The 21,337-nt window shown below is 64.4% G+C and carries 18 protein-coding genes and 1 pseudogene; 14 read left to right on the forward strand and 5 right to left on the reverse strand.

Going from position 1 to position 21,337, the window contains the following annotated elements:
* Window positions 1–12: 12 nt before the first annotated feature.
* The 7 genes and pseudogenes from IVB07_RS01130 to IVB07_RS01160 all read left to right on the forward strand — a co-directional run bounded on the left by IVB07_RS01130 (window position 13) and on the right by IVB07_RS01160 (window position 6,476).
* A pseudogene (locus tag IVB07_RS01130) lies at window positions 13–434 on the forward strand (response regulator).
* 423 nt (window positions 435–857) lie between these two features.
* On the forward strand, window positions 858–3,650 hold the full coding sequence (locus tag IVB07_RS01135) for a hybrid sensor histidine kinase/response regulator (protein ID WP_247294112.1): 2,793 nt from the start codon (window positions 858–860) through the stop codon (window positions 3,648–3,650).
* Window positions 3,651–3,681: 31 nt separating this feature from the next.
* Complete coding sequence (locus tag IVB07_RS01140) at window positions 3,682–4,155, forward strand: chemotaxis protein CheW (RefSeq protein ID WP_007598954.1); 474 nt, start codon at window positions 3,682–3,684, stop codon at window positions 4,153–4,155.
* A gap of 31 nt (window positions 4,156–4,186) precedes the next feature.
* Window positions 4,187–4,573, forward strand: coding sequence for a response regulator (locus tag IVB07_RS01145; RefSeq protein WP_018456638.1), 387 nt, complete (start codon window positions 4,187–4,189; stop codon window positions 4,571–4,573).
* A 59-nt stretch (window positions 4,574–4,632) separates the two neighbouring features.
* Window positions 4,633–5,514 carry a protein-glutamate O-methyltransferase CheR gene (locus IVB07_RS01150; protein WP_018456637.1) on the forward strand — a complete coding sequence of 294 codons (882 nt, stop codon included), beginning with the start codon at window positions 4,633–4,635 and terminating at the stop codon, window positions 5,512–5,514.
* A gap of 2 nt (window positions 5,515–5,516) precedes the next feature.
* The gene (locus tag IVB07_RS01155; protein WP_018456636.1) at window positions 5,517–5,831 is read left to right on the forward strand and encodes a hypothetical protein; all 315 of its coding nucleotides are present in this window, start codon (window positions 5,517–5,519) and stop codon (window positions 5,829–5,831) included.
* Window positions 5,832–5,972: 141 nt separating this feature from the next.
* Window positions 5,973–6,476, forward strand: a complete 504-nt coding sequence (locus tag IVB07_RS01160; RefSeq protein ID WP_018456635.1) for a response regulator — start codon at window positions 5,973–5,975, stop codon at window positions 6,474–6,476.
* 56 nt (window positions 6,477–6,532) lie between these two features.
* Here the strand turns inward: IVB07_RS01160 and IVB07_RS01165 are convergent, their stop codons facing one another.
* The gene (locus IVB07_RS01165) at window positions 6,533–6,787 is read right to left on the reverse strand and encodes a hypothetical protein (RefSeq protein WP_018456634.1); all 255 of its coding nucleotides are present in this window, start codon (window positions 6,785–6,787) and stop codon (window positions 6,533–6,535) included.
* A 184-nt stretch (window positions 6,788–6,971) separates the two neighbouring features.
* Here IVB07_RS01165 and IVB07_RS01170 point away from each other — a divergent pair, with 184 nt between their 5' ends.
* A complete protein-coding gene (locus tag IVB07_RS01170) occupies window positions 6,972–7,607 on the forward strand; it encodes a response regulator (protein ID WP_018456633.1) in 636 nt (211 codons plus the stop codon).
* 117 nt (window positions 7,608–7,724) lie between these two features.
* On the opposite strand, the gene IVB07_RS01175 is transcribed toward IVB07_RS01170, so the two are convergent.
* The 3 genes from IVB07_RS01175 to IVB07_RS01185 all read right to left on the reverse strand — a co-directional run bounded on the left by IVB07_RS01175 (window position 7,725) and on the right by IVB07_RS01185 (window position 12,645).
* Window positions 7,725–11,321, reverse strand: coding sequence for a PAS domain S-box protein (locus tag IVB07_RS01175; RefSeq protein ID WP_026233214.1), 3,597 nt, complete (start codon window positions 11,319–11,321; stop codon window positions 7,725–7,727).
* Complete coding sequence (locus IVB07_RS01180) at window positions 11,299–11,727, reverse strand: response regulator (RefSeq protein WP_018456631.1); 429 nt, start codon at window positions 11,725–11,727, stop codon at window positions 11,299–11,301. Before IVB07_RS01180 ends, IVB07_RS01175 begins: the two co-directional genes overlap by 23 nt.
* A 201-nt stretch (window positions 11,728–11,928) precedes the next feature.
* The gene (locus tag IVB07_RS01185; RefSeq protein WP_018456630.1) at window positions 11,929–12,645 is read right to left on the reverse strand and encodes a GntR family transcriptional regulator; all 717 of its coding nucleotides are present in this window, start codon (window positions 12,643–12,645) and stop codon (window positions 11,929–11,931) included.
* Window positions 12,646–12,739: 94 nt separating this feature from the next.
* On the opposite strand from IVB07_RS01185, the gene IVB07_RS01190 reads away from it, so the two are divergent.
* From IVB07_RS01190 to IVB07_RS01215, 6 genes are all read left to right on the forward strand, one after another.
* A complete protein-coding gene (locus IVB07_RS01190) occupies window positions 12,740–13,759 on the forward strand; it encodes an ABC transporter substrate-binding protein (protein ID WP_018456629.1) in 1,020 nt (339 codons plus the stop codon).
* A complete protein-coding gene (locus IVB07_RS01195; protein ID WP_018456628.1) occupies window positions 13,759–14,520 on the forward strand; it encodes an ABC transporter ATP-binding protein in 762 nt (253 codons plus the stop codon). Before IVB07_RS01190 ends, IVB07_RS01195 begins: the two co-directional genes overlap by 1 nt.
* Window positions 14,521–14,531: 11 nt before the next feature.
* Window positions 14,532–15,389, forward strand: coding sequence for an ABC transporter permease (locus IVB07_RS01200; RefSeq protein WP_085348860.1), 858 nt, complete (start codon window positions 14,532–14,534; stop codon window positions 15,387–15,389).
* On the forward strand, window positions 15,386–17,125 hold the full coding sequence (gene araD / locus IVB07_RS01205) for an L-arabinonate dehydratase (RefSeq protein WP_018456626.1): 1,740 nt from the start codon (window positions 15,386–15,388) through the stop codon (window positions 17,123–17,125). The genes IVB07_RS01200 and araD overlap by 4 nt, the downstream gene beginning before the upstream one ends.
* A gap of 10 nt (window positions 17,126–17,135) precedes the next feature.
* Window positions 17,136–17,855, forward strand: coding sequence for a ribonuclease activity regulator RraA (locus IVB07_RS01210; protein ID WP_018456625.1), 720 nt, complete (start codon window positions 17,136–17,138; stop codon window positions 17,853–17,855).
* An 82-nt stretch (window positions 17,856–17,937) separates the two neighbouring features.
* Window positions 17,938–19,029: an SMP-30/gluconolactonase/LRE family protein gene (locus IVB07_RS01215; protein WP_018456624.1), complete on the forward strand. Its 1,092-nt coding sequence runs from the start codon at window positions 17,938–17,940 to the stop codon at window positions 19,027–19,029.
* A 110-nt stretch (window positions 19,030–19,139) separates the two neighbouring features.
* Here the strand turns inward: IVB07_RS01215 and IVB07_RS01220 are convergent, their stop codons facing one another.
* A complete protein-coding gene (locus tag IVB07_RS01220) occupies window positions 19,140–21,239 on the reverse strand; it encodes a S9 family peptidase (protein ID WP_026233212.1) in 2,100 nt (699 codons plus the stop codon).
* Between the last annotated feature and the right edge of the window lie 98 nt (window positions 21,240–21,337).

Consider the following 21,337-nt stretch of genomic DNA (forward strand, 5'->3'; position numbering starts at 1 on the left):
GGGACAGAAGATCTGCGCGATATTCTCGTCGTCGATGACGACCCGATGGTCTGCATGGCCATCGAGGTCTATCTCCAGCGCAACAATTTTCGGGTGACGATCGCCGAAGGAGGGGAAGCCGGACTTCGTGCGCTCGAACACGAACAGTTCGATCTGATGATCATCGATATCTTCATGCCGCACATGCGCGGGTTCGAATCGGTCAGAATCTTTCACGAGCGCGCGCCGGCCGTTCCGCTGATAGCGATGTCCGGCTACGCGTTCGCAATCTGAATTCGCCGGCCCCGGATTTCCTCCGGATGGCGCTGGAGCTCGGTGCGGCGCGCTGTCTGCGCAAGCCGTTCACGCCGCACGCGCTGCTCGCCGCCATCAACGATTGCCTGGCGGAGCACCGTCCCCAGGGCGAGCTTGCCCCGGCCGCGCGCCTGGGTTAGCGCGGCACCGGCCGCAGCGGACGCGGGTAACGGTTCGTTTACCGCAAATGCGGGTGATGCATATCCCGGCAAAGCACCAGGCGACGTGGCGAGACCGGCCCGGGCTGCAGGCAGCTCGATACAATTTGCGCGAAGACCGCGCATATCTCCTTCACAAGCAGGGCTTTCCCGCGCGCCGGGTCTCGCTGTTATCGGCACGTTCACCTAACGCGTCTCGCCGCTGCGGCGTGGGGCCGGTCTTGCCGAAAAACGCTGTCCCATGCAGTCGAACGGCAAACTTGTCTTCAATATCCGTATTAGCACGGAGGATGAAATTAACGGGACCGTGAAAGGGGATGTCTAACGATCCAAGGTGGGGGCTTCCGTTCATGCCAGCGCGGCTCGGGCGTCGAGGTCCAGATCCAGGTCTGTAAGGCGTAGCTCATGGATGATCTGTTGCGGGAGTTTTTGACGGAAACCAGCGAGAGCCTGGACACCGTGGACAATCAGCTGGTGAAGTTCGAGCAGGAGCCGAACAACGCCAAGATCCTGGATAACATTTTCCGGCTGGTCCACACCATCAAGGGCACGTGCGGCTTCCTCGGATTGCCGCGACTGGAAGCGCTGGCGCATGCCGGCGAGACGCTGATGGGCAAATTCCGTGACGGCATGCCGGTGACGGGGCAGGCGGTGACGGTGATCCTGTCCTCGATCGACCGCATCAAGGAAATTCTGGCCGGGCTGGAGGCGACCGAAGCCGAGCCCGAGGGCACCGACCGCGATCTCATCGACAAGCTGGAAGCGATGGTCGAGCAGGGCATGGCCGCCATGGCGGCCGGCGCTGCTGCTGCTGCCGTTGCCGAAGCGCCGCCGCTGGTGCCGGACGCGCCTGTCGCCGTCGAAGCCGCGCCGACCTCCGGCGTGCTGGCCGACCAGAGCCTGGAGCGTCCGCTGCGTCCGGGCGAAGTCTCGCTCGACGAGCTCGAGCGTGCCTTCCGCGAGACCGCGATCGAAGTGCCGGTCCCGGTTGCCAGGGCCGAAGTCAAGGCGGAGCCTCCGCCTGCCGCTGAAGCCCCGGTGCCTGTTGCCAAGGAAGCCGCGAAGGAGACCAAGGCGAAGGACAAGGCCGCGCCGAAGAAGTCGATCGCCGACGAGGGCGCCGCCGAGGGAGCCAGCATCGCCAACCAGTCGATCCGCGTCAACGTGGATACGCTGGAGCATCTGATGACCATGGTCTCGGAGCTGGTGCTGACCCGCAACCAGCTGTTGGAGATATCCCGCCGCAACGAGGACACCGAGTTCAAGGTGCCGTTGCAGCGGCTGTCCAACGTCACCGCCGAGCTGCAGGAAGGCGTCATGAAGACGCGCATGCAGCCGATCGGCAATGCCTGGCAGAAGCTGCCCCGCATCGTTCGCGACCTCTCGAGCGAACTCGGCAAGCAGATCGAGCTGGAGATGCACGGCGCCGACACCGAGCTCGACCGCCAGGTGCTCGACCTGATCAAGGACCCGCTCACCCACATGGTGCGCAACTCCGCCGACCATGGCCTGGAGACCCCGGCCGAGCGTCTCGCCGGCGGCAAGGGCGAGCAGGGCACCATTCGCCTGTCCGCCTATCACGAGGGCGGCCACATCATCATCTGCATCGCCGACAACGGCCGTGGCCTGAACACCGACAGGATCAAGGCCAAGGCGATCTCCTCAGGTCTGGTCACCGAGGCCGAGCTCGAGAAGATGAGCGAAGCCCAGATCCACAAGTTCATCTTCGCGCCGGGCTTCTCGACCGCGGCCGCCATCACCTCGGTGTCGGGACGCGGCGTCGGCATGGACGTGGTGCGCACCAATATCGACCAGATCGGCGGCACCATCGACATCAAGTCGGTCGCCGGTGAAGGCTCCTCCGTTACCATCAAGATCCCGCTGACGCTCGCCATCGTCTCCGCGCTGATCGTGGAAGCCGCCGGCGACCGCTTTGCGATCCCGCAGCTCTCCGTGGTCGAGCTGGTGCGGGCCCGCGCCAACTCGGAGCACCGCATCGAGCGCATCAAGGACACCGCGGTTCTCAGGCTGCGCAACAAGCTGCTGCCGCTGATCCATCTCAAGAAGCTGCTCAAGATCGACGACGGCGCCGTCTCCGATCCCGAGAACGGCTTCATCGTGGTGACGCAGGTCGGCAGCCAGACCTTCGGCATCGTCGTCGACGGCGTGTTCCACACCGAAGAAATCGTGGTCAAGCCGATGTCGACGAAGCTGCGCCACATCGACATGTTCTCGGGCAATACCATCCTGGGCGACGGCGCGGTCATCATGATCATCGACCCCAACGGCATTGCCAAGGCGCTCGGCGCCGCCGGCTCCTCGGCCCATGACATGAACAGCGAGAACGGGACGCACAGCATCGGATCGGGCGAGCAGACCACCTCGCTGCTGGTGTTCCGCGCCGGCTCGTCCCAGCCCAAGGCGGTCCCGCTCGGGCTCGTCACGCGCCTGGAAGAGCTCCCGGCCGACAAGATCGAGTTCTCGAACGGCCGCTACATGGTGCAGTACCGCGAGCAGCTGATGCCGCTCGTTGCCATGGAGAGCGTCACCATCGCGAGCCAGGGCGCCCAGCCGATCCTGGTGTTCTCCGACGACGGCCGCTCCATGGGCCTCGTCGTCGACGAGATCATCGACATCGTCGAGGAACGGCTCAACATCGAGGTCGGCGGATCCTCCTCCGGCATTCTCGGCTCGGCCGTGATCAAGGGCCAGGCCACCGAAGTGATCGACGTCGGCCACTTCCTGCCGATGGCGTTCTCCGACTGGTTCACCCGCAAGGAGATGAAGCCGTCGCTGCACTCGCAATCGGTGCTGCTGGTCGACGATTCGGCGTTCTTCCGCAACATGCTGGCCCCGGTGCTCAAGGCCGCCGGCTACCGCGTCCGCACCGCGCCGACCGCGCAGGAGGGCCTGGCGGCGCTGCGCGCGCAGAGCTTCGACGTGGTCCTGACCGACATCGAGATGCCCGACATGAACGGGTTCGAGTTTGCCGAGACCATCCGCTCCGACAGCAATCTGGGCGCGATGCCGATCATCGGGCTCTCCGCGCTGGTGTCGCCGGCGGCGATCGAGCGCGGCCGTCAGGCCGGCTTCCACGACTATGTCGCCAAGTTCGACCGTCCCGGTCTGATCGCGGCGCTGAAGGAACAGACCGCGGGCGCCGCCGGTGCCTCCGAGCTGAGCCGCGCAGCCGCCTAAACCCCAGCGGGATGGATCAGGAGATACGCACATGACCAAGAAGACCCAGTCCGGCGAAGGCGCCATGGTCGAATACGTCACCGCGATGATCGGCGGCCAGCTGTTCGGCCTGCCGATCTCCCGCGTCCAGGACGTGTTCATGCCCGAGCGCGTCACCCGCGTGCCGCTGTCCTCGCGCGAGATTGCGGGCGTGCTGAACCTGCGCGGCCGCATCGTCACCGTGGTCGACATGCGCGCCCGGCTCGGCCTGCCCAAGCCCGAGGACGGCAAGATCCCGATGGCGGTCGGCGTCGATCTGCGCGGTGAATCCTACGGCCTCCTGATCGACCAGATCGGCGAAGTGCTGCGGCTCGCCGAGGACGGCATGGAAGAAAACCCCGTCAATCTCGACCCCCGCATGGCCAAGCTCGCCGGCGGTGTCCACCGTCTCGACGGCCAGCTCATGGTCGTCCTCGACGTCGATCGCGTCCTCGAACTCAAAACCGAAGTGCAAATGGCTGCGTGAGCCCCAAAAACATCGAAGCCGGAGAACCCAAATGAAGACGTGCTTGGTGGTCGATGATTCCAGCGTCGTGCGCAAGATCGCACGCCGGATCCTGGAAGGCCTGCAATTCGAAGTCACGGAGGCCGAGGACGGCTCCAAGGCGCTCGAGGTCTGTCAGCGCAAGCTGCCCGACGCGGTGCTGCTGGACTGGAACATGCCGGTGATGGACGGCTTCGAGTTCATGGGCCACATGCGCCGCCTGCCGGGCGGCGACCAGCCCAAGGTTGTATTCTGCACCACCGAAAATAACGTGGCTCATATCGCTCAGGCGCTCAGCGGCGGCGCCAACGAGTACATCATGAAGCCCTTCGATAAAGACATCATCGCCGACAAATTCGCAGAAGTCGGCTTGATTCCGGTCGGACAAGCCATGGTCTGAGTGTCTGGCGGAGTGTTCCAGCCAGAGTGTTCCCAGTACAGCTTCCGAGAGGCCTATCCGTGACCCCGACCGAGTATGATTATCTGCGTAAGTTCCTGAGGGATCATTCCGGGCTCGATCTGTCCGCAGACAAGCAATATCTGATTGAAAGCCGGCTGTTGCCGCTGGCGCGCAAGGCCGGGATCTCCGGCATCGGCGAGCTCGTGCAGAAGCTGCAAGGCGCTGGCTCGGGCGCGCTCGTCACCAGCGTGGTCGAGGCGATGACCACCAACGAGACCTTCTTCTTTCGCGACAAGGTCCCGTTCGATCATTTCCGCGACACCATCATGCCGGAGATCATCAAGGCCCGCGCCGGCCGCCGCAGCGTCCGCATCTGGTGCGCCGCCGGCTCCACGGGGCAGGAGCCCTATTCGCTCGCGATGAGCCTAAAGGAGATGGGTGCGGCCCTAACTGGCTGGCGCGTCGAGATCATCGCGACCGACCTGTCGCAGGAGGTGCTCGAGAAGGCCAAGGCCGGCATCTACAGCCAGTTCGAAGTGCAGCGCGGACTGCCGATCCAGATGCTGATGAAATATTTCAAGCAGATCGGCGAGACCTGGCAGATCAATCCCGAGCTGCGGGCGATGATCCAGCACCGGCAGCTCAATCTGCTGCACGATTTCGCTCAGCTCGGCACCTTCGACGTCATCTTCTGCCGCAACGTGCTGATCTATTTCGATCAGGACACCAAGATCAACATCTTCAACCGGCTGGCTCGCCAGATCGAGGGAGACGGCTTCCTGGTGCTGGGCGCGGCCGAAACGGTGGTCGGACTGACCGACACGTTCAGGCCGATTCCGGAGAAGCGCGGTCTCTACAAGCCGAACGACCCGCGCGCGGCGGCCGCCAAGCCGGTTCTTGCCGGCGCAGCGCCGCGCCTAGCGGTCATGGCGGGACGATAGGCATGGCCGAGGATGGCAAAGGCGCGGAACGCGTGACGTTCAGTCGCGGCTATGATGTCTGCATCATGGCCATCGACGGCACTTGGCGCCGCGACTGCAAGCTCAACGCGATCTCCGACACCGACGCCATCCTGACGGTGGAAGGCTCGATTCAGGGCCTGAACCTCAAAGAGTTCTTCCTGCTGCTGTCGTCCACCGGCCTTGCCTACCGCCGCTGCGAATTGGTGCGCGTCAACGGCGTCGAAATGGACATTCAATTCCTGCGGGGCAAGAACCGGAAGAAGCGGGCCGTCGGTGGCCGTGACGAGGCGGCGTGATCTTCACGTGCGTCGCGTCGCCGTTTTCCGCGACGTTGGTTCGCATTTGCTGAAACATCCGACTGAATTTGCCGTCGCGGCTTTACGTCGCCTAAGCGCGAACGGTGTATCCATTGCCGGTCTCAATCTCAGGATACGGCAATGCCCAGAAGCTCTTTCTCCTCTCTCCCGTCAAACCTGCCCGACGCCGCCGAGCGGCGCGCGCTTCAGCTTCTGGTGGTCGATGACGACGGCACACAGCGCAGCCTGATCACGATCGCGGCCAAGCAGGCCGGCCACGAGGTCACCGTGGCGCCGTCCGTGGCCGAAGCGATCGAGAAACTCCGCACCGCGCGCTTCGACTGCGTGACACTCGATCTCGTGCTAGAGGATGGCGACGGCATGGACGTGCTGGGCGAGATGGCCAAGGCGAAATTTGGCGGCGCCGTGATCGTCGTCAGCGGCATGGACGGCAAGCGCCGCAGCGCCGCCCGCAGCTTCGCCCGTTCCGTCGGGATCGAGCTCCAGAGCCTGCCCAAGCCGCTGGATCTGGCCGCGTTGCGCATCAGCCTCGCCAATCTCGGCAAGACCGCGATGGGCCTGCCGGCGATCCACACCTGGGGCGGTGTCGCCACCGACGCGATCGTGGAGCGGCACCGCGCCTGATCCGCGGCCGGCCATGCGATGAAAGAATGCGGTCGCCGCGTCGCAGCGATCGCGATCTACAGCGTACCGCTGGCCTCCGACAGGCATTCCAGGGCGTGGCCAAGGCCCGCCCGGCAGGCGTCGAGCGCGGCGATCGCCCTGGCATACCGGGGTGTGACATCGTCGAGCACGAAGACGTCGGCGGAACTTTCCGGATCGCTCCCGTGTTCTTGAGCCATGGCTGTGGCGGTCCGGCGCATGCTGCTCTCGATCTGCGAGATCAGCACGCGAAGGTCGGCCGCAATCAGCTCACGGCTCTCGACTTCGGGCATTGCCACGAAAGGCGGTAGCGGCCAAAATTAGCATGGATATTCTCCGTCCTCTGCAATTAGGCGCCTCGCCGCTACTTGTGCGTCAAGTTCATGTCCCGTACAAATACGGTGGGCCGAATCCGCGCCGAACGCCATAACGGTTGGGGCGGACGCGAGTCCTTCATGCCAACCGGATGTGTGGCACATGGCCGAACAAAGCTCTCGCGGTGAAATCTTCGTGGTCGACGACGACGCTGCCGTTCGCGACACCTTGTCGATGGTGTTGAAGGCGGCGGGCTATGAGGTGATCTGTTTTGCGGACGGCGCAGCATTGCTCTCCGTCGCGCGAAGCCGCACACCTGCAGCGGTCCTGCTCGACGTGCACATTCCCGGCAAGTCCGGGCTCGATATTCTCAATGAGCTGCACGGCGAGGACTATCCGGCACCGATCTTCATGATCTCCGGACAGGGCGATATCGCGATGGCGGTCGGGGCCATCAAGAGCGGCGCGCTCGACTTCATCGAGAAGCCGTTCCGCGGCAGCGAGATCGTCGGCCGGCTCGACGAGGCGATCGACGCCTATGCCCGCAGGCAGTCGGAGAACGCAGCGCCGAAGTTCGGCTCGCTGCATTTCCCCGGGCGCGAGCCGTTGACGCGCAGGGAGCGCGAGGTGCTTGAGCAGTTCGCCGCCGGCGCTTCCAACAAGGAGGCCGGCCGCACGCTCGGCATCAGCCCGCGCACCATCGAGGACCATCGCGCCAACATCATGAAGAAGCTCGGTGCGCGCAATGCCGCCGATCTGATCCGGATCGTGATGACCGCGGCGCAGCGCGCGTCGTAAATTCCGTGGGCGACATTTCGTAGCCCGGATGAGCGAAGCGACTTCCGGGACCTGGCTCGTGGTGTTCCCGGGTATCGCTTCGCTCACCCGGGCTGCGGGCTCTCACCCGACGCGCCATCAACTGTTCAACGCCTTGCGGATGGCCCGCGCCAGATCCGATTTGCGATAGGGCTTCGCTAGCAGCAGAACGCCCGAATCCAGCCGGCCGTGATGGATGATCGCGTTCTCGGTATAGCCGGACGTGTAGAGCACCCGGAGATCGGGACGCGTTCTCTGCAGTTCGTCGGCGAGCTGCCTTCCGTTCATCTTGCCGGGCATGATGACGTCGGTGAACAGGAGGTCGAACGGTTTTCCGGCGGCGACGATTGCGAGCGCCTCCGCGGCGTTCGCAGCCTGCAAGGTGACGTAGCCGAGCGAATGCAGCTGTGCCAGCACGTAGTCGCGCACCAGCCGGTCGTCCTCGACCACAAGGATCGTCTCGTGTCCGCCCTCGATGGTCGCCGGCGTCACGCCCTCGCCGACCGCCGTCGGCGTCTTGCCGGGCGGCAGGTACATCTTGATCGTGGTGCCGTGGCCTTCCTCGCTGTAGATCTTGATATGGCCCGCCGACTGCTTGATGAAGCCGTAGACCATCGAAAGCCCGAGTCCGGTGCCCTTGCCCGGTCCCTTCGAGGTGAAGAAGGGGTCGAACACCCTGGCCAGCATGTTGGCGGGAATTCCGCTGCCGGTGTCGCTCACGGCGATCAGCACGTAGTGTCCCGGCGGGACGTCGTTGACGCTGGCATAGACCTCGTCGAGATAGGCCGCGCCCGTCTCCACGATCAGCTTGCCGCCGCCCGGCATGGCATCGCGGGCATTGAGCGCGAGGTTGAGGATCGCGGTGGTGAGCTGGCTGGGATCGACGATCGCGACGCAGTTCTCGTCCTCGAACACCGATTCGATATGGATCTGCTCGCCCAGCGTCGGCCGCAATAATTTCGCCGTGTCGATGATCAGCGCGTTGACGTCGATCTCGCGCGGCTGGAGCGGCTGCTTGCGCGCAAACGCCAGCAGGTGCTGCGTCAGCTCGGCGCCACGCCCGGCGGCCTCGTCGATCATCTTCGTGATCGCCGCGAGCTCCGGCTCGTTGGCCACCGCGTCGGCCAGGATCTCGATCGTTCCGGTGATGACGGTGAGAATGTTGTTGAAGTCGTGCGCCACGCCGCCGGTGAGCTGGCCGACCGCCTCCATTTTCTCGGCCTGGCGGATGCGCTCGTCGGCCGCGATCTTGTCGGTCAGGTCGCGGTAGAACGAATTGAAGAGAACGCCTTCGCGTCGCTGGAGCGCCGTGACGCTGAGCTCGGCCCTGAACTCCTTACCGTCGCGTCGCCGCACCAAAAGTTCGCGCCGTGGATTAGCCAGCGATTGTTGCTCGGATTCGAGAAAGAGCTTCAGTCTGGCCCTGACGCTTTCGCGCTCACTGGGGGCGACGAAAAGCTCAATCGCATTCTTGCCGATCGCCTCCTCACGGGTCCATCCGAAGAGCTTCTCGGCCTGCGAGTTCCAACTCAGGATGGCCCCGGTGTGGTCCGTCTGGGTGAAAGCATCGAGCGAGGTCTCGACGATGTTGCGCGCAAGCTGTTCGCTCTCCCGCAAGGACTCCTGTGCAAGCCTCGCTTCTGTCATGTCGCGCCCGACAAAGAAGTAGCGCTGGGCGTGGTCGGACCAGCTGCCGAGCCAGGACAGCCAGACCTCACGACCGTCCTTGTGGAAGCAGCGGGTGTCCGCGAGCTTCAGCCGCTCGCCGCGCCTGAGCGCGCGCATCTCGTCGCGCGACTGGTCGAGATGGCCGGAATGAATGAAATCGGCGCCGCTGCGGCCGATCATCTCCTCCGGCCGGTAGCCGAGAATGGCCTCGCTGCTCGGACTGATCTGCGCGATGTGGCCGCGCGCGTCCATCACCATGATCAGATCCTGGGAGGTCTCGAAGATCTGTCGCCGTTCCTCGAGCTGCTGCTGCAGCGCCCGCTCGGCCCGTCGCGCCTCGGTCAGGCTGCGCGCGGTGCCGGAGGCGCCCACGATCTCGCCCGATGGGCCCCTGATCGGCGACAGGCTGAGTGAGATTTCGACCGGCGTGCCATCCTTGCGCAGGCGCACCGTCTCGAACCGTTCCATCGGTTCACCTCCGGCGATCCGCCGCAAATAGTCCTTGCCTTGCTCGCGTCGGTCGGGTGGGACGATGATCGAGGTGGATTTCCCGATCGCCTCATTCGCCGAATAGCCGTAGAGGCGCTCGGCGGCGGCATTCCAGCCGGTGATGATGGCGTCGAGCGATTGCATCACGATCGCTTCGTCGGAGGATTCGACGGCGGCGCTGAACAAGCGCTCGCGCGCTTCATGATGGCTTCGCGCGGCCTCGGTGCGGCGATGCTCCTCGATCTCGCGTTCAAGCGCGGTCGTCTTCGCTCTCGTTTCTTCGACCATTTGCGCGAATGCCCGCGCCAGCACGCCTGTCTCTCCGCTCGCATCGACGGGAATCTCGGCGCGCCGTCCGCTGCCGATCGCTTCCACCGCCGCGGTCAGACGCCCGATCGGCCGCGTCAATGAGCGCGCCAGCAGTACCGCAAGCAAAGCTGCGGCAAGGACAGCAAGCAGGCCGACCAGTGAGGAGGCTTTTTGAATGGCCGCCGGAACGCTACTGAACACGGATGGTGGGGCCGTCTCGATGACTGCCAACCACTCCTTGCCGGCCAGCAGTGCCGGTGCGAGCGCCGCTCCACTCGGCCGGCCCGCTTGGTCGCTCGTAAGCTGCGTGGATCCTTGCGGCAGGCCGGCCCGGGCTGCAAAGAAAGGAAAGTCCCGGCGCCAATCGTTGGCGTTGCCAAGCAATGCACCGAATTCCCGCGCACGATCAGGGTGGACAAGATAGTCGCCACGCGAATTCACGACATAGATTTCTCCTCCTGCGCTCGTGGTCGAGCGGACGCGGTCGAGCGCAGGACGCATGTCGATATTGGCGATGACGATGCCGAACGGCTTGCTATCAGGCGTGAACAGCGGAGTCGCGACGCGCAACGTCGGAATGTGAGGGTCCGTGGTTCCTCCCTGCCGCGTGGCGAGATCGACGGGCGAAACATAGATGTCGCCCGGCGCCAATCGAATCGTCTCCTGGAAGTAGGTTCGGTCGCTCTTGCGTTCCAGTTCGCCGTCGGGGACGATCCGTGCTGTTCCGTTCGGGCCGGCGCGATCGACGCGGACCAACTCGCGCTGGTCGTCGTCAAGGCCGATGATTCGAAATTGCCCGTAGCTCGGTTTCGCGTCGATCTCGGCTGCGAGCCGGGCTGCGATGCGCTCGCGCCAGGTTTGCTCGGAAACGCCGTCGACATCGTCGAGGCCTCCACCGATGTGGGCACGGATCAGGCCGTTGATGGCCGCGGCGGAGCGATAACCGAGCAGATCGCCGCGCGCGCCGGCAACGTAGGATTCAAGATGGGTGGCCAGCAGGCTCGACTGGGCTTCAATCCGTTCCAGGACCCGCGGAATGACGGCCTGGGTGATATTGCGATAGCCGAGCCAGCCGACTGCGGCCACGGTGACCGCCACCAGCAGGATCATCGCGATGGCGAGCCGCGTAGCGAGTGTCATGGGGAAATCTGCACCGCTTCCTGAATGGCCGTGCCCGCGCTCGGTTGGAACAGAATGAAGGTTCTTGTCATCGGCGGCCGGTGCTGACATCCGGATTCCTCACCGATGCCGTCCGCGCCGCGTCCAGGCAGCCAGCGACCGCGGCGAGCAGCGCGTCGGCCCGGAACGGCTTCTGCAAGCTCGCCACCGCGCCGAGCTTGGTCGCCATCTTGAGGAAGTCCGGCTCCGCATGGGCGTCCGGCGTGAACGAACGGCCGGAAATGACGACGATCGGAATCGCCGGCTGCAGCGCCCGGATGTGGCGCATCGTCTCCAGGCCGTCCATGCCGGGCATGAAGATGTCGAGAAAGAGAAGGTCGAACTGGCCGGCCTCGAACAGCGCAAGTCCCTTGCGGCCGTCTCCGGCGACGGTGATTTGATGACCGGCCCTCTCCAGGAGCAGCCGAATCGTCATCTGCACGGCCGGATCGTCATCCACGATCAGGATGTTGGCCACGTCTGGTATCCTCCCGGGCCGGATGGGGTGTCCCAGCGACCGCAAATCAAACCATCAACTCTGAAATTGTTGCGCGGATTGCATCTGGCCTGCAAGCACTTCGCCATCGATCCCAAGATTGCTCGCAAAAGGCGAACTCGGTTGCGTCAATTTATGCACGGTGACGTGCACAAGCGCTCGCGACAACCGCGCGCCATATGCCTAGTCGGTCAAATATTCCGGATAGTGGCTTCGGATCGTGTCGAGCTCGCTCAACGTGCCCGACAGGTGCTTGCGCAGATGCTGTTGCGCAGCATCGGCGTCGCCGGCCTCGATCGCGCGCGTGATCAGCTTGTGGTGGCGGACGATGTTCTGGGCCTTGCCGGGTGAGGGCAGATGCATCCGGCGCAGCCGGTCGATATGTCCGCTACGGCTGCGCACCAGCGTCCAGAGTTCCTGCTTGCCGGCCGCGGCATAAAGCTGCGCGTGAAAATCATTGTCGCCAGCGATGAAGCTCTCGAAGTCTCCGGCCTTGGCGAATTGCTGCTGGAGCGCGATCGTGTGGTCGAGGCGTATGACCAGGGCTTCGCCGTGCTGCTGCGCGAGCAGCCGGACGATTTCGAGCTCCAGCGCCTGGCGCAGGAAATGGGCCTGCTCGGCCCGACCGACGTCGACGCGGCTGACGACGGTGGCGTGCTGCGGAAACACGTCGACCAGCCCTTCTTCCTCGAGCCGCATCAAGGCGTCGCGGATCGGCGTCGAGCTGACGCCGAATTGTGCGGCGAGATCCGTGCGCGACAGCGGCGAGCCCGGCGGCAATTCGAGCGCGAGAATGGCATTGCGCAGCCGCTCGAATACTTGCGGTGCGGCCTGCCGGGCCCGGTCGAGCCGCGCGCCGGGGCGGGGGGCTACGCGGGGCGCGGGTTCGGCTGGTTCCATGCGAAGCGCTCCGGCCAGCTTGCCTTTGATACACTAATGCATTAGTGCATTAGCAAGATCGCTCGTCAATGGCGGCCGGAGGAAACGAACAACAATGATCAAGCAATTTCAGTGTGGCCTCACGGCCGTCGCCCTGATCGCCGCAGCGGCGCTGACGGCTTCGCCAGCAAAGGCGCAGCAGAAGTCCGAGATCTCGCTGTCTCGCCAGCCCGGCATTTTCTACATGCCGAGCCACATCATGGAAAAGCAGAAGCTGATCGAGAAGCACGCCGCTCAGCTCGGGGTGGCCGGCGTCACCACCAAATGGGTCACCTTCTCCGGCGGCGGTGCGCAGACCGATGCGCTGCTCGCGGGCGGGGTCGACATCCTCAACACCGGCACCGGCAATCTGCTGCTGCTGTGGGACCGCACCCGCGGCGGCGTCAAGGGCATCGTCGCGACCTCGGCGCAGCCGATGACGCTGATCAGCCGCGACGCCAACATCAAGTCGATCAAGGATTTCGGCCCCAACGACAAGATCGCCGTGCCGACCGTAAAAGTCTCGACCCAGGCCATCGTGCTCCAGATCGCCGCCGCCGAAGCCTTTGGTCCCGACCAATGGTCGAAGCTGGACGTCAACACGGTGCAGCTCGGTCATCCCGACGCCTATGCGGCGCTGTCCAACGCCAAGCACGAGGTGCACACCCATTTTTCGATTCCGCCGTTCACCTTCCTCGAGCTGAAGAACGTGCCGGGCGCGCATGTCGTGCTGTCGTCGCCTGACGTGATGGGCGGCCCGCTCAGCCAGGCGCAGTTCTTCACCACCACGAAGTTCGCTGATGCCAACCCGAAAATCATCCAGGCCGTGCGCGATGCGACCAAGGAAGCTCAGGATCTGATCCGCAGCGACACCAGACAGGCGGTCGAGATCTACAAGGAGATCACCGGCGACAAGACCTCGGTGGAAGAGCTGCTCGATCTCCTCCAGGAGCCCGGCATGATGGAGTGGAATCTCGAACCGCAGGGCACGATGAAATTCGCCGCCCATCTGTTCAAGACCGGCACGCTGAAGACTCAGCCCAAGGCCTGGACTGATTATTATCTGCCCGTCGCCCACGATCTGAAGGGCAACTGATGGCGCTGCTCGACGTCAGCTCCGTGACGCTGCGCTACAAGACCTCCAGCGCCGTCGTCACGGCGACCGAACGGGTCAGCTTCACAGTCGACAGGTCCGACCGCTTCGTGCTGCTCGGGCCGTCCGGCTGCGGCAAGTCGACCCTGCTCAAGGCCGTCGGCGGCTACATGGCGCCGAGCGAAGGCCGCATGACCATCAACGACCGCGAGATTCGCGGTCCCGGCGCCGATCGCATGATGATCTTCCAAGAGTTCGACCAGCTGCTGCCTTGGAAAAGCGTGCTGGCCAACGTGATGTTTCCGCTGCTGACCGCGCGAAAATTGTCGCGCAAGGATGCCGATGCGCGGGCGCGGGCCTATATCGAGAAAGTGGGCCTCACCCGCGTGGTCGACGCTTATCCGCACACGCTCTCCGGCGGCATGAAGCAGCGCGTCGCGATCGCGCGCGGCATGGCAATGGAGCCCGACATCCTACTGATGGACGAGCCGTTCGCCGCGCTCGACGCGCTGACGCGGCGAACCTGCCAGGACGAGCTGCTCCAGCTCTGGAGCGAGACCAAATTCACCGTGCTGTTCGTGACCCACTCGATCGCGGAAGCGATCCGCATCGGCAACCGCATCCTGCTGTTGTCGCCGCATCCCGGCCGCGTCAAGGCCGAGGTGGTCGACGTCGACAAGGTCTCCAATGACGATGGCAGTGCCGGCCGGCTGGAGAAGGAGATTCACGATCTCCTGTTCGCCTCCGAAGCAACGGCGCATTGAGGGAGCCTCTCATGGGCGAAGCGAGAATAATGCTGCGTGACGCGCCGGTCGTCGGCAGCGCAGCCGAGGTCGAGCGCAAGCTGAGCGTGCCCGAGCTGTTGTGGAACGACGGCTTTGTCCGCAAGACCGTCATCATCCTGTTCCTCGCGGCGGTCTGGGAGGCCTACGGCCTCGCCCTCGACAATCCCCTGCTGTTTCCGACGCTGCACGACACGATCCTCACGCTCTACGATCGCGTCAAGGACGGCACGATTCCCATGCGGGCCTGGGCTTCGCTAAAAGTGCTGTTCATGGGCTATTCAGCCGGCATCGCGCTCGCCGCGATCTTCACCGTGCTCGCGATCTCCACCCGCATCGGCACCGATTTCCTTGAGACGGTCACGGCGATGTTCAATCCGCTGCCGGCGATCGCGCTGTTGCCGCTCGCTTTGATCTGGTTCGGTCTCGGCAACGGCAGTCTGGTGTTTGTGCTGATCCATTCGGTGCTGTGGCCGGTCGCGCTCAACACCCATTCGGGCTTCAAGAGCGTGTCCAACACGCTGCGCATGGTCGGCCGCAATTACGGCCTTCGGGGATTGCCGTACGTGGCGAAAATCCTCATCCCCGCCGCGTTCGGCTCGATCCTGACCGGCCTCAAGATCGGCTGGGCCTTTGCCTGGCGCACGCTGATCGCGGCCGAGCTGGTGTTCGGCGTGTCGTCGGGGCAGGGCGGGCTCGGCTGGTTCATCTTCGAAAACCGCAACCTGCTCGACATACCTGCGGTCTTCGCCGGCCTCTTGACGGTGATCATCATCGGGCTTTTTGTCGAAAACCTGATCTTCCGCGCCATCGAGCGGAACACCGTGCAGAAATGGGGCACCCAATCATGACCAAGAAGAAACTAACGCCCGACCAGCTCCGCAGCGCGCGCTGGTTCGCACCCGACGATCTCCGCTCGTTCGGCCATCGCTCCCGCACCATGCAGATGGGCTACGCGCCGGAGGAGTGGAAGGACCGCCCGATCATCGCGATCCTCAACACCTGGTCGGACGCGCAGCCCTGCCACATGCACTTCAAGTCGCGCGTTGACGACGTCAAGCGCGGCATCCTGATGGCCGGCGGCCTGCCGCTGGAGCTGCCGGCACTGTCGCTGTCGGAATCGCTGCTCAAGCCGACCACCATGCTCTATCGCAATCTGCTGGCGATGGACGCCGAGGAGCTGTTGCGCAGCCATCCCGTCGACGGCGTGGTGCTGATGGGCGGCTGCGACAAGACCACGCCGGCGCTGCTGCTGGGTGCGACCTCGATGAACATCCCGGCGATCTATCTGCCGGCAGGTCCGATGCTGCGCGGCAATTGGAAGGGCAAGACGCTCGGCTCGGGCTCGGACGGCTGGAAATACTGGGACGAGCGGCGCGCCGGAAAAATCTCCGACAAGGACTGGCTCGACATCGAGGCCGGCATTGCGCGCAGCTACGGCACCTGCATGACCATGGGCACGGCTTCCACCATGACCGCGATTGCAGAGGCGATCGGCATGACGCTGCCGGGCGCGTCCTCGATTCCCGCCGCTGATGCCAACCATATCCGCATGGCCTCGGAATGCGGGCGCCGTATCGTCGAGATGGTCTGGGAAGATCTGACGCCGAAGACAATCCAGACCCGCAAGGCGTTCGAGAACGCGATTGCAGTGGCGATGGCGATGGGCTGTTCGACCAACGCCATCATCCATCTGATCGCGCAGGCCCGCCGCGCCGGTCTCGACATCGGCCTCGACGATTTCGAGATTGCGAGCCGCAAGGTGCCCGTCATCGCCAATGTGCGGCCGAGCGGCGATGCCTATCTGATGGAGGACTTCTTCTATGCCGGCGGCCTGCCGGCGCTGATGGGGCAGATCAAGCCGCATCTGCATCTCGACTGCATCACCGTCACCGGCCTGACGCTGGGCGAGAATATCGCGCATGCCGAGGTCCACAATGACGATGTGATCCGCTCGATCGACAATCCCATCTACAAGGAAGGCGCCCTCGCGGTGCTCAAGGGCAATCTCGCACCCGACGGCTGCGTCATCAAACCGTCGGCCTGCGCGCCGCGCTTCCTCAAGCACACCGGGCCGGCGCTGGTGTTCGACGACTACCCTTCGATGAAGAAGGCGGTCGACGATCCCGATCTCGACGTCACCGAAGACCACATCCTCATCCTTCGCAACGCCGGGCCGCAGGGCGGGCCGGGCATGCCGGAATGGGGCATGCTGCCGATCCCGACAAAACTCGTGAAGCAGGGCGTGCGCGACATGGTGCGAATCTCGGATGCGCGCATGAGCGGCACCAGCTACGGCGCCTGCATTCTGCACGTCGCCCCCGAATCCTATGTCGGCGGACCGCTCGCGCTGGTGCGGAACGGCGACCGCATCACGCTCGACGTCGCCACCCGCACCATCAATCTCGACGTGTCGGAAGCCGAGCTCGACAAGCGTCGCGCCGCCTGGAAGCAGCCCGAGCGCCGCTTCGAGCGCGGCTATGGCTGGATGTTCACCAAGCACATCAAGCAGGCCAATGACGGCTGCGACTTCGACTTCCTCGAGACCGATTTCGGCGCGCCGATCGGCGAGCCCTCGATTTACTAGAGAGCGTGACATGACCAAACTTGCCGAGGCCACCCGCAACAAGCTCAAATCCGTCTCCACCGCCACCGTCGCAACCGCGTTGTTCAAGCGGGGCCTGCGCATCCAGATGATCCAGGATGTGCACCCGCTCAGTGCCGACCAGCCGACCATGGTCGGTGAAGCCTTCACGCTGCGTTATATGCCGGCGCGCGAGGATCTCAACACCATCGAGGTTTTCAAGGACCGCTCCCATCCGCAGCGCAAGGCAGTCGAGGATTGCCCGGCGGGCCACGTGCTGGTGATGGACAGCCGCAAGGACGCGCGCGCCGCGTCCGCCGGTGCAATCCTGGTCACGCGCTTGATGAAGCGCGGCGTCGCCGGGGTCGTCACCGATGGCGGTTTTCGCGACTCGGCCGAGATCGCCAAGCTCGGTATCCCCGCCTACCACCACCGCCCAAGCGCGCCGACCAATCTGACGCTGCATCACGCCATCGAGATCAACGTGCCGATCGGCTGCGGGGATGCGCCGGTGTTTCCCGGCGACGTCATTCTCGGCGACAGGGACGGCGTGATCGTGATCCCTGCGCATCTCGCTGAGGAGATCGCCAACGAGACCTTCGAGATGACCGCGTTCGAGGACTTCGTCACCGAGGAAGTCAACAAGGGCCGCGGCATTTTCGGTCTCTATCCGGCAACGGACCCACAGACGCTGACCGACTTCGCCGCATGGCGGAAGGCGAACGGAAGGTAAAGGCCGCGCGCCGACACCAAGCATATCAAGAAACAGGCCGGCCGCAGCAAGCGCCGGCCTTAAATCACCCAGGGAGGACTCCATGAATTTCACGCGACGCAACCTCTTGGCCGGCGCCGGCGCTGCGGCCACCTCCGCGCTCCTCGCCCACGCCGCCGGTGCCCAGTCGTTTCCGTTCGCGCCGAACCAGCGCTACCCCGATCCCGCCGTTCAAATCCTCGATCCCAGTTTTGGAAAGTACCGGCTCTATTCCTCGACGCTCGAGCAGGTCGCAACCGGCATGCGCTGGGCGGAAGGCCCCGCCTATTTTCCCGAAGGCGGCTATCTGCTGTTCTCGGACATTCCCAACAACCGGATCATGAAGTTCGACGAGAAGACCGGGCAGACCAGCGTGTTCCGCGCCAACGCGAACTACGCCAACGGCAACGCGCGCGACCGCCAGGGTCGCCTCGTCAGCTGCGAGCACTCGGTGACCCGCCGCATCACCCGCACCGAGAAGGACGGCAAGATCACCGTGCTGGCCGAGAAGTTCGAGGGCAAGCGGCTGAACGCGCCGAACGACATCGTGGTGAAGTCCGACGACAGCATCTGGTTCACCGACCCGCTGTTCGGCATCAACGGCGAGTGGGAGGGCAAGAAGGAAAAGGCCGAGCAAGCCACCACCAACGTCTACCGCATCGCTAAGGACGGCAAGCTCAGCGCTATGCTGACCGACCTCGTCAATCCGAACGGCCTCGCCTTTTCGCCTGACGAGAAGAAGCTCTACGTGGTCGAGTGGAAAGGTACGCCCAACCGCAGCATCTGGAGCTATAGTGTCGGTGACGACGGTTCGCTCAGCGGCAAGACCAAGCTGATCGACGCGGCTGACCAGGCCTCGCTCGACGGTTTTCGCGTCGACCGCGACGGCAATCTCTGGTGCGGCTGGGGCTCCAACGGTGCGCTGCAATCCGAGCCGACCGACATCGCCGGCCGCAAGGTTTATCAGCTCAAGGCCAAGTCGGAGGATCTCGACGGCGTGATGGTGTTCAACGCAGAGGGCAAGCCGCTCGCCTTCATCAAGCTGCCCGAACGCTGCGCCAATCTCTGCTTCGGCGGGCCGAAGAACAATCGCCTGTATATGGCAAGCAGCCACTCGGTGTATGCGCTGTATGTGGAGGCGCATGGGGCCGTGTGAGGCTTCGCCTCTCTCGAGGCCGTAGCCCGGATGGAGCGCAGCGCAATCCGGGGCTGTGATGTCGTCTGCACTAATCCCGGATTTCGCTGCGCTCCATCCGGGCTACGAAGTCACGCCTCCGCCATCCCCGCCGCCCACAGCGCGAACGCATAGACGATCGCGACTTCATCGAGCCGGTTGAAGCGTCCCGATGCGCCGCCGTGGCCGGCGCCCATGTTGGTGCGGAGCAGGACCGGGCCGCCGCCGCTCATGGTCGCGCGCAGGCGCGCGATCCATTTGGCGGGCTCCCAATAGGTGACGCGCGGATCGGTCAACCCGCCCATCGCCAGGATCGCGGGATAGTCTTTCGCCGCGACATTGTCGTAGGGCGAATAGGACAGGATGGTGCGGAAATCCTTCTCGCTCTCGATCGGGTTGCCCCATTCCGGCCATTCCGGCGGCGTCAGCGGCAGCGTGTCGTCGAGCATCGTGTTGAGCACGTCGACGAACGGCACTTCGGCGACGACGCCGGCGAACAATTCGCCGGCGCGGTTCGCCACCGCGCCCATCAGCATGCCGCCGGCCGAACCGCCGTGGCCGACAATGCGCTTTGCACTGGTGTACTTCGCATCGATCAGCGCGCGTGCGCTGGCGGCAAAATCGTCGAACGAATTGGTCTTCTTCTCGCGCTTGCCGTCGAGGTACCAGCCCCAGCCCTTGTCGGCGCCGCCGCGGATATGGGCGATGGCATAGACGAAGCCACGGTCGACCAGCGACAGGCGGTTGGCGCTGAACGAAGCCGGCATCGCCATGCCGTAGGAGCCGTAGCCGTAGAGCAGCAGCGGCGCCGCGCCGTCGAGCGTGAGTCCGCGGCGATGGAGGATCGAGACCGGCACCTCGGCGCCGTCATGCGCTTTCGCCATGATGCGGGTGGTGACGTAGTCGCTCGCATTGTGGCCGGACGGGATCTCCTGCCGCTTGCGAAGGGTGCGCGTGCGCTTGACCATGTCGTAATCGTAGACTTCCGACGGCGTCGTCATCGACGAATAGGCGAAGCGCAAATTGGTCGTCTCGAATTCGTAGGAGCCCATCGTATCCAGCGAATAGGCCGCTTCGTCGAACGCGATCGCGTGCTCCTCGTTCGAGGCGAGGTCGCGGATCACGATGGACGGCAGCGCGTTGGCGCGCTCCAGCCGCACCATGTGGCCGGCATAGAGATCGAGGTCGATGATGTAGATGCCCGGGCGATACGGGATCAGATCGCGCCAGTTCTTGCGCTCGGGTGAGGCGAGCGGCGCGGTGACGATCTTGAAGTCGATGGCATGGTCGGCGTTGGTTAGGATGAAGAGTTCGTCGCCACGGTCGGCCAGCGAATATTGCACGCCTTCCTTGCGTGCCGCGACCAGGCGCGGCGGTGCGTCGGGGTGGGCGAGGTCGATCAGCCGCTGCTCGGAGGTCTCGTGGTCGCCGCCCGCGATCACGCAGAAGCGGCCACTGGTGCTCTCTTGCAGATGGGTGAACCAGCCGGAATCCTGCTCCTCGTAGACCAGCGTGTCGTCGGCTTGCCCAGTGCCGAGCTTATGCCGCCACACCTGCATCGGGCGGTGGTTGTCGTCGAGCTTCACGTAGAAGAACGACGTCGCATCCTTGCTCCAGACCACGCCGCCGTCGGTCTCCTCGACGACGTCGTCGAGGTCCTTGCCGGTCGCCCAGTCGCGCACGCGGATGGAGAAATACTCCGAGCCCTTGGTGTCGGCGCTCCAGGCCTGCAGCCTGTGGTCGTTCGAGTGCCGGCTGCCGCCGAACTTGAAGTATTCATGGTCCTTGGCGAGCGCATCGCCGTCGAGCACGATGTGGCCCTCGCCGCCGTCGCGCGGCATACGGCCGAACAGCTCGTGCTGACCGCCCTCGCGGAATTTGCGGAAATAGGCGAAAGGACCATCCGGCGACGGCACGCTGGAATCGTCCTCCTTGATCCGCCCCCGCATCTCGCGCACCAGCGTTTTCTGGAGCGCCGCGGTATGGCCGAGCAGGCTCTCGGTGTAGCCATTTTCTGCGTCGAGATATTTGCGGATGTCGGGATCGAGCACCGCGGGGTCGCGCAGCACCTCCTGCCATTTCTCGTCCTTCAACCAGGCATATTCATCCGTCACGGTGATCCCGTGTCGCGTGAAGGAATGCGGCCGGCGCGGCGCGAGGGGGGGCAGGGAAGGTGTTTTGGCTTGTGTCACTCGATCCTCATTCAGATGCGTGTTTCACCTTATATCGTCCCGCTTCCGTGAATTGCCAGCGTCGCTGCGGGCGTCGTCGCCGGGTTGTTGACGGGCCG

The sequence above is a fragment of the Bradyrhizobium sp. 172 genome (assembly GCF_023101065.1).
In the GTDB taxonomy this organism is placed as follows: Bacteria; Pseudomonadota; Alphaproteobacteria; order Rhizobiales; family Xanthobacteraceae; genus Bradyrhizobium; species Bradyrhizobium canariense_D.

What these genes read in the sequence shown, in the direction of transcription:
- IVB07_RS01135 (WP_247294112.1), top strand. Translation starts at nt 858, where the DNA reads ATGGATGATCTGTTGCGGGAGTTTTTGACGGAAACCAGCGAGAGCCTG.
- IVB07_RS01140 (WP_007598954.1), top strand. Translation starts at nt 3,682, where the DNA reads ATGACCAAGAAGACCCAGTCCGGCGAAGGCGCCATGGTCGAATACGTC.
- IVB07_RS01145 (WP_018456638.1), top strand. Translation starts at nt 4,187, where the DNA reads ATGAAGACGTGCTTGGTGGTCGATGATTCCAGCGTCGTGCGCAAGATC.
- IVB07_RS01155 (WP_018456636.1), top strand. Translation starts at nt 5,517, where the DNA reads ATGGCCGAGGATGGCAAAGGCGCGGAACGCGTGACGTTCAGTCGCGGC.
- IVB07_RS01160 (WP_018456635.1), top strand. Translation starts at nt 5,973, where the DNA reads ATGCCCAGAAGCTCTTTCTCCTCTCTCCCGTCAAACCTGCCCGACGCC.
- IVB07_RS01165 (WP_018456634.1), bottom strand. Translation starts at nt 6,787, where the DNA reads ATGCCCGAAGTCGAGAGCCGTGAGCTGATTGCGGCCGACCTTCGCGTG.
- IVB07_RS01170 (WP_018456633.1), top strand. Translation starts at nt 6,972, where the DNA reads ATGGCCGAACAAAGCTCTCGCGGTGAAATCTTCGTGGTCGACGACGAC.
- IVB07_RS01175 (WP_026233214.1), bottom strand. Translation starts at nt 11,321, where the DNA reads ATGTCAGCACCGGCCGCCGATGACAAGAACCTTCATTCTGTTCCAACC.
- IVB07_RS01185 (WP_018456630.1), bottom strand. Translation starts at nt 12,645, where the DNA reads ATGGAACCAGCCGAACCCGCGCCCCGCGTAGCCCCCCGCCCCGGCGCG.
- IVB07_RS01190 (WP_018456629.1), top strand. Translation starts at nt 12,740, where the DNA reads ATGATCAAGCAATTTCAGTGTGGCCTCACGGCCGTCGCCCTGATCGCC.
- IVB07_RS01195 (WP_018456628.1), top strand. Translation starts at nt 13,759, where the DNA reads ATGGCGCTGCTCGACGTCAGCTCCGTGACGCTGCGCTACAAGACCTCC.
- IVB07_RS01200 (WP_085348860.1), top strand. Translation starts at nt 14,532, where the DNA reads ATGGGCGAAGCGAGAATAATGCTGCGTGACGCGCCGGTCGTCGGCAGC.
- araD (WP_018456626.1), top strand. Translation starts at nt 15,386, where the DNA reads ATGACCAAGAAGAAACTAACGCCCGACCAGCTCCGCAGCGCGCGCTGG.
- IVB07_RS01210 (WP_018456625.1), top strand. Translation starts at nt 17,136, where the DNA reads ATGACCAAACTTGCCGAGGCCACCCGCAACAAGCTCAAATCCGTCTCC.
- IVB07_RS01215 (WP_018456624.1), top strand. Translation starts at nt 17,938, where the DNA reads ATGAATTTCACGCGACGCAACCTCTTGGCCGGCGCCGGCGCTGCGGCC.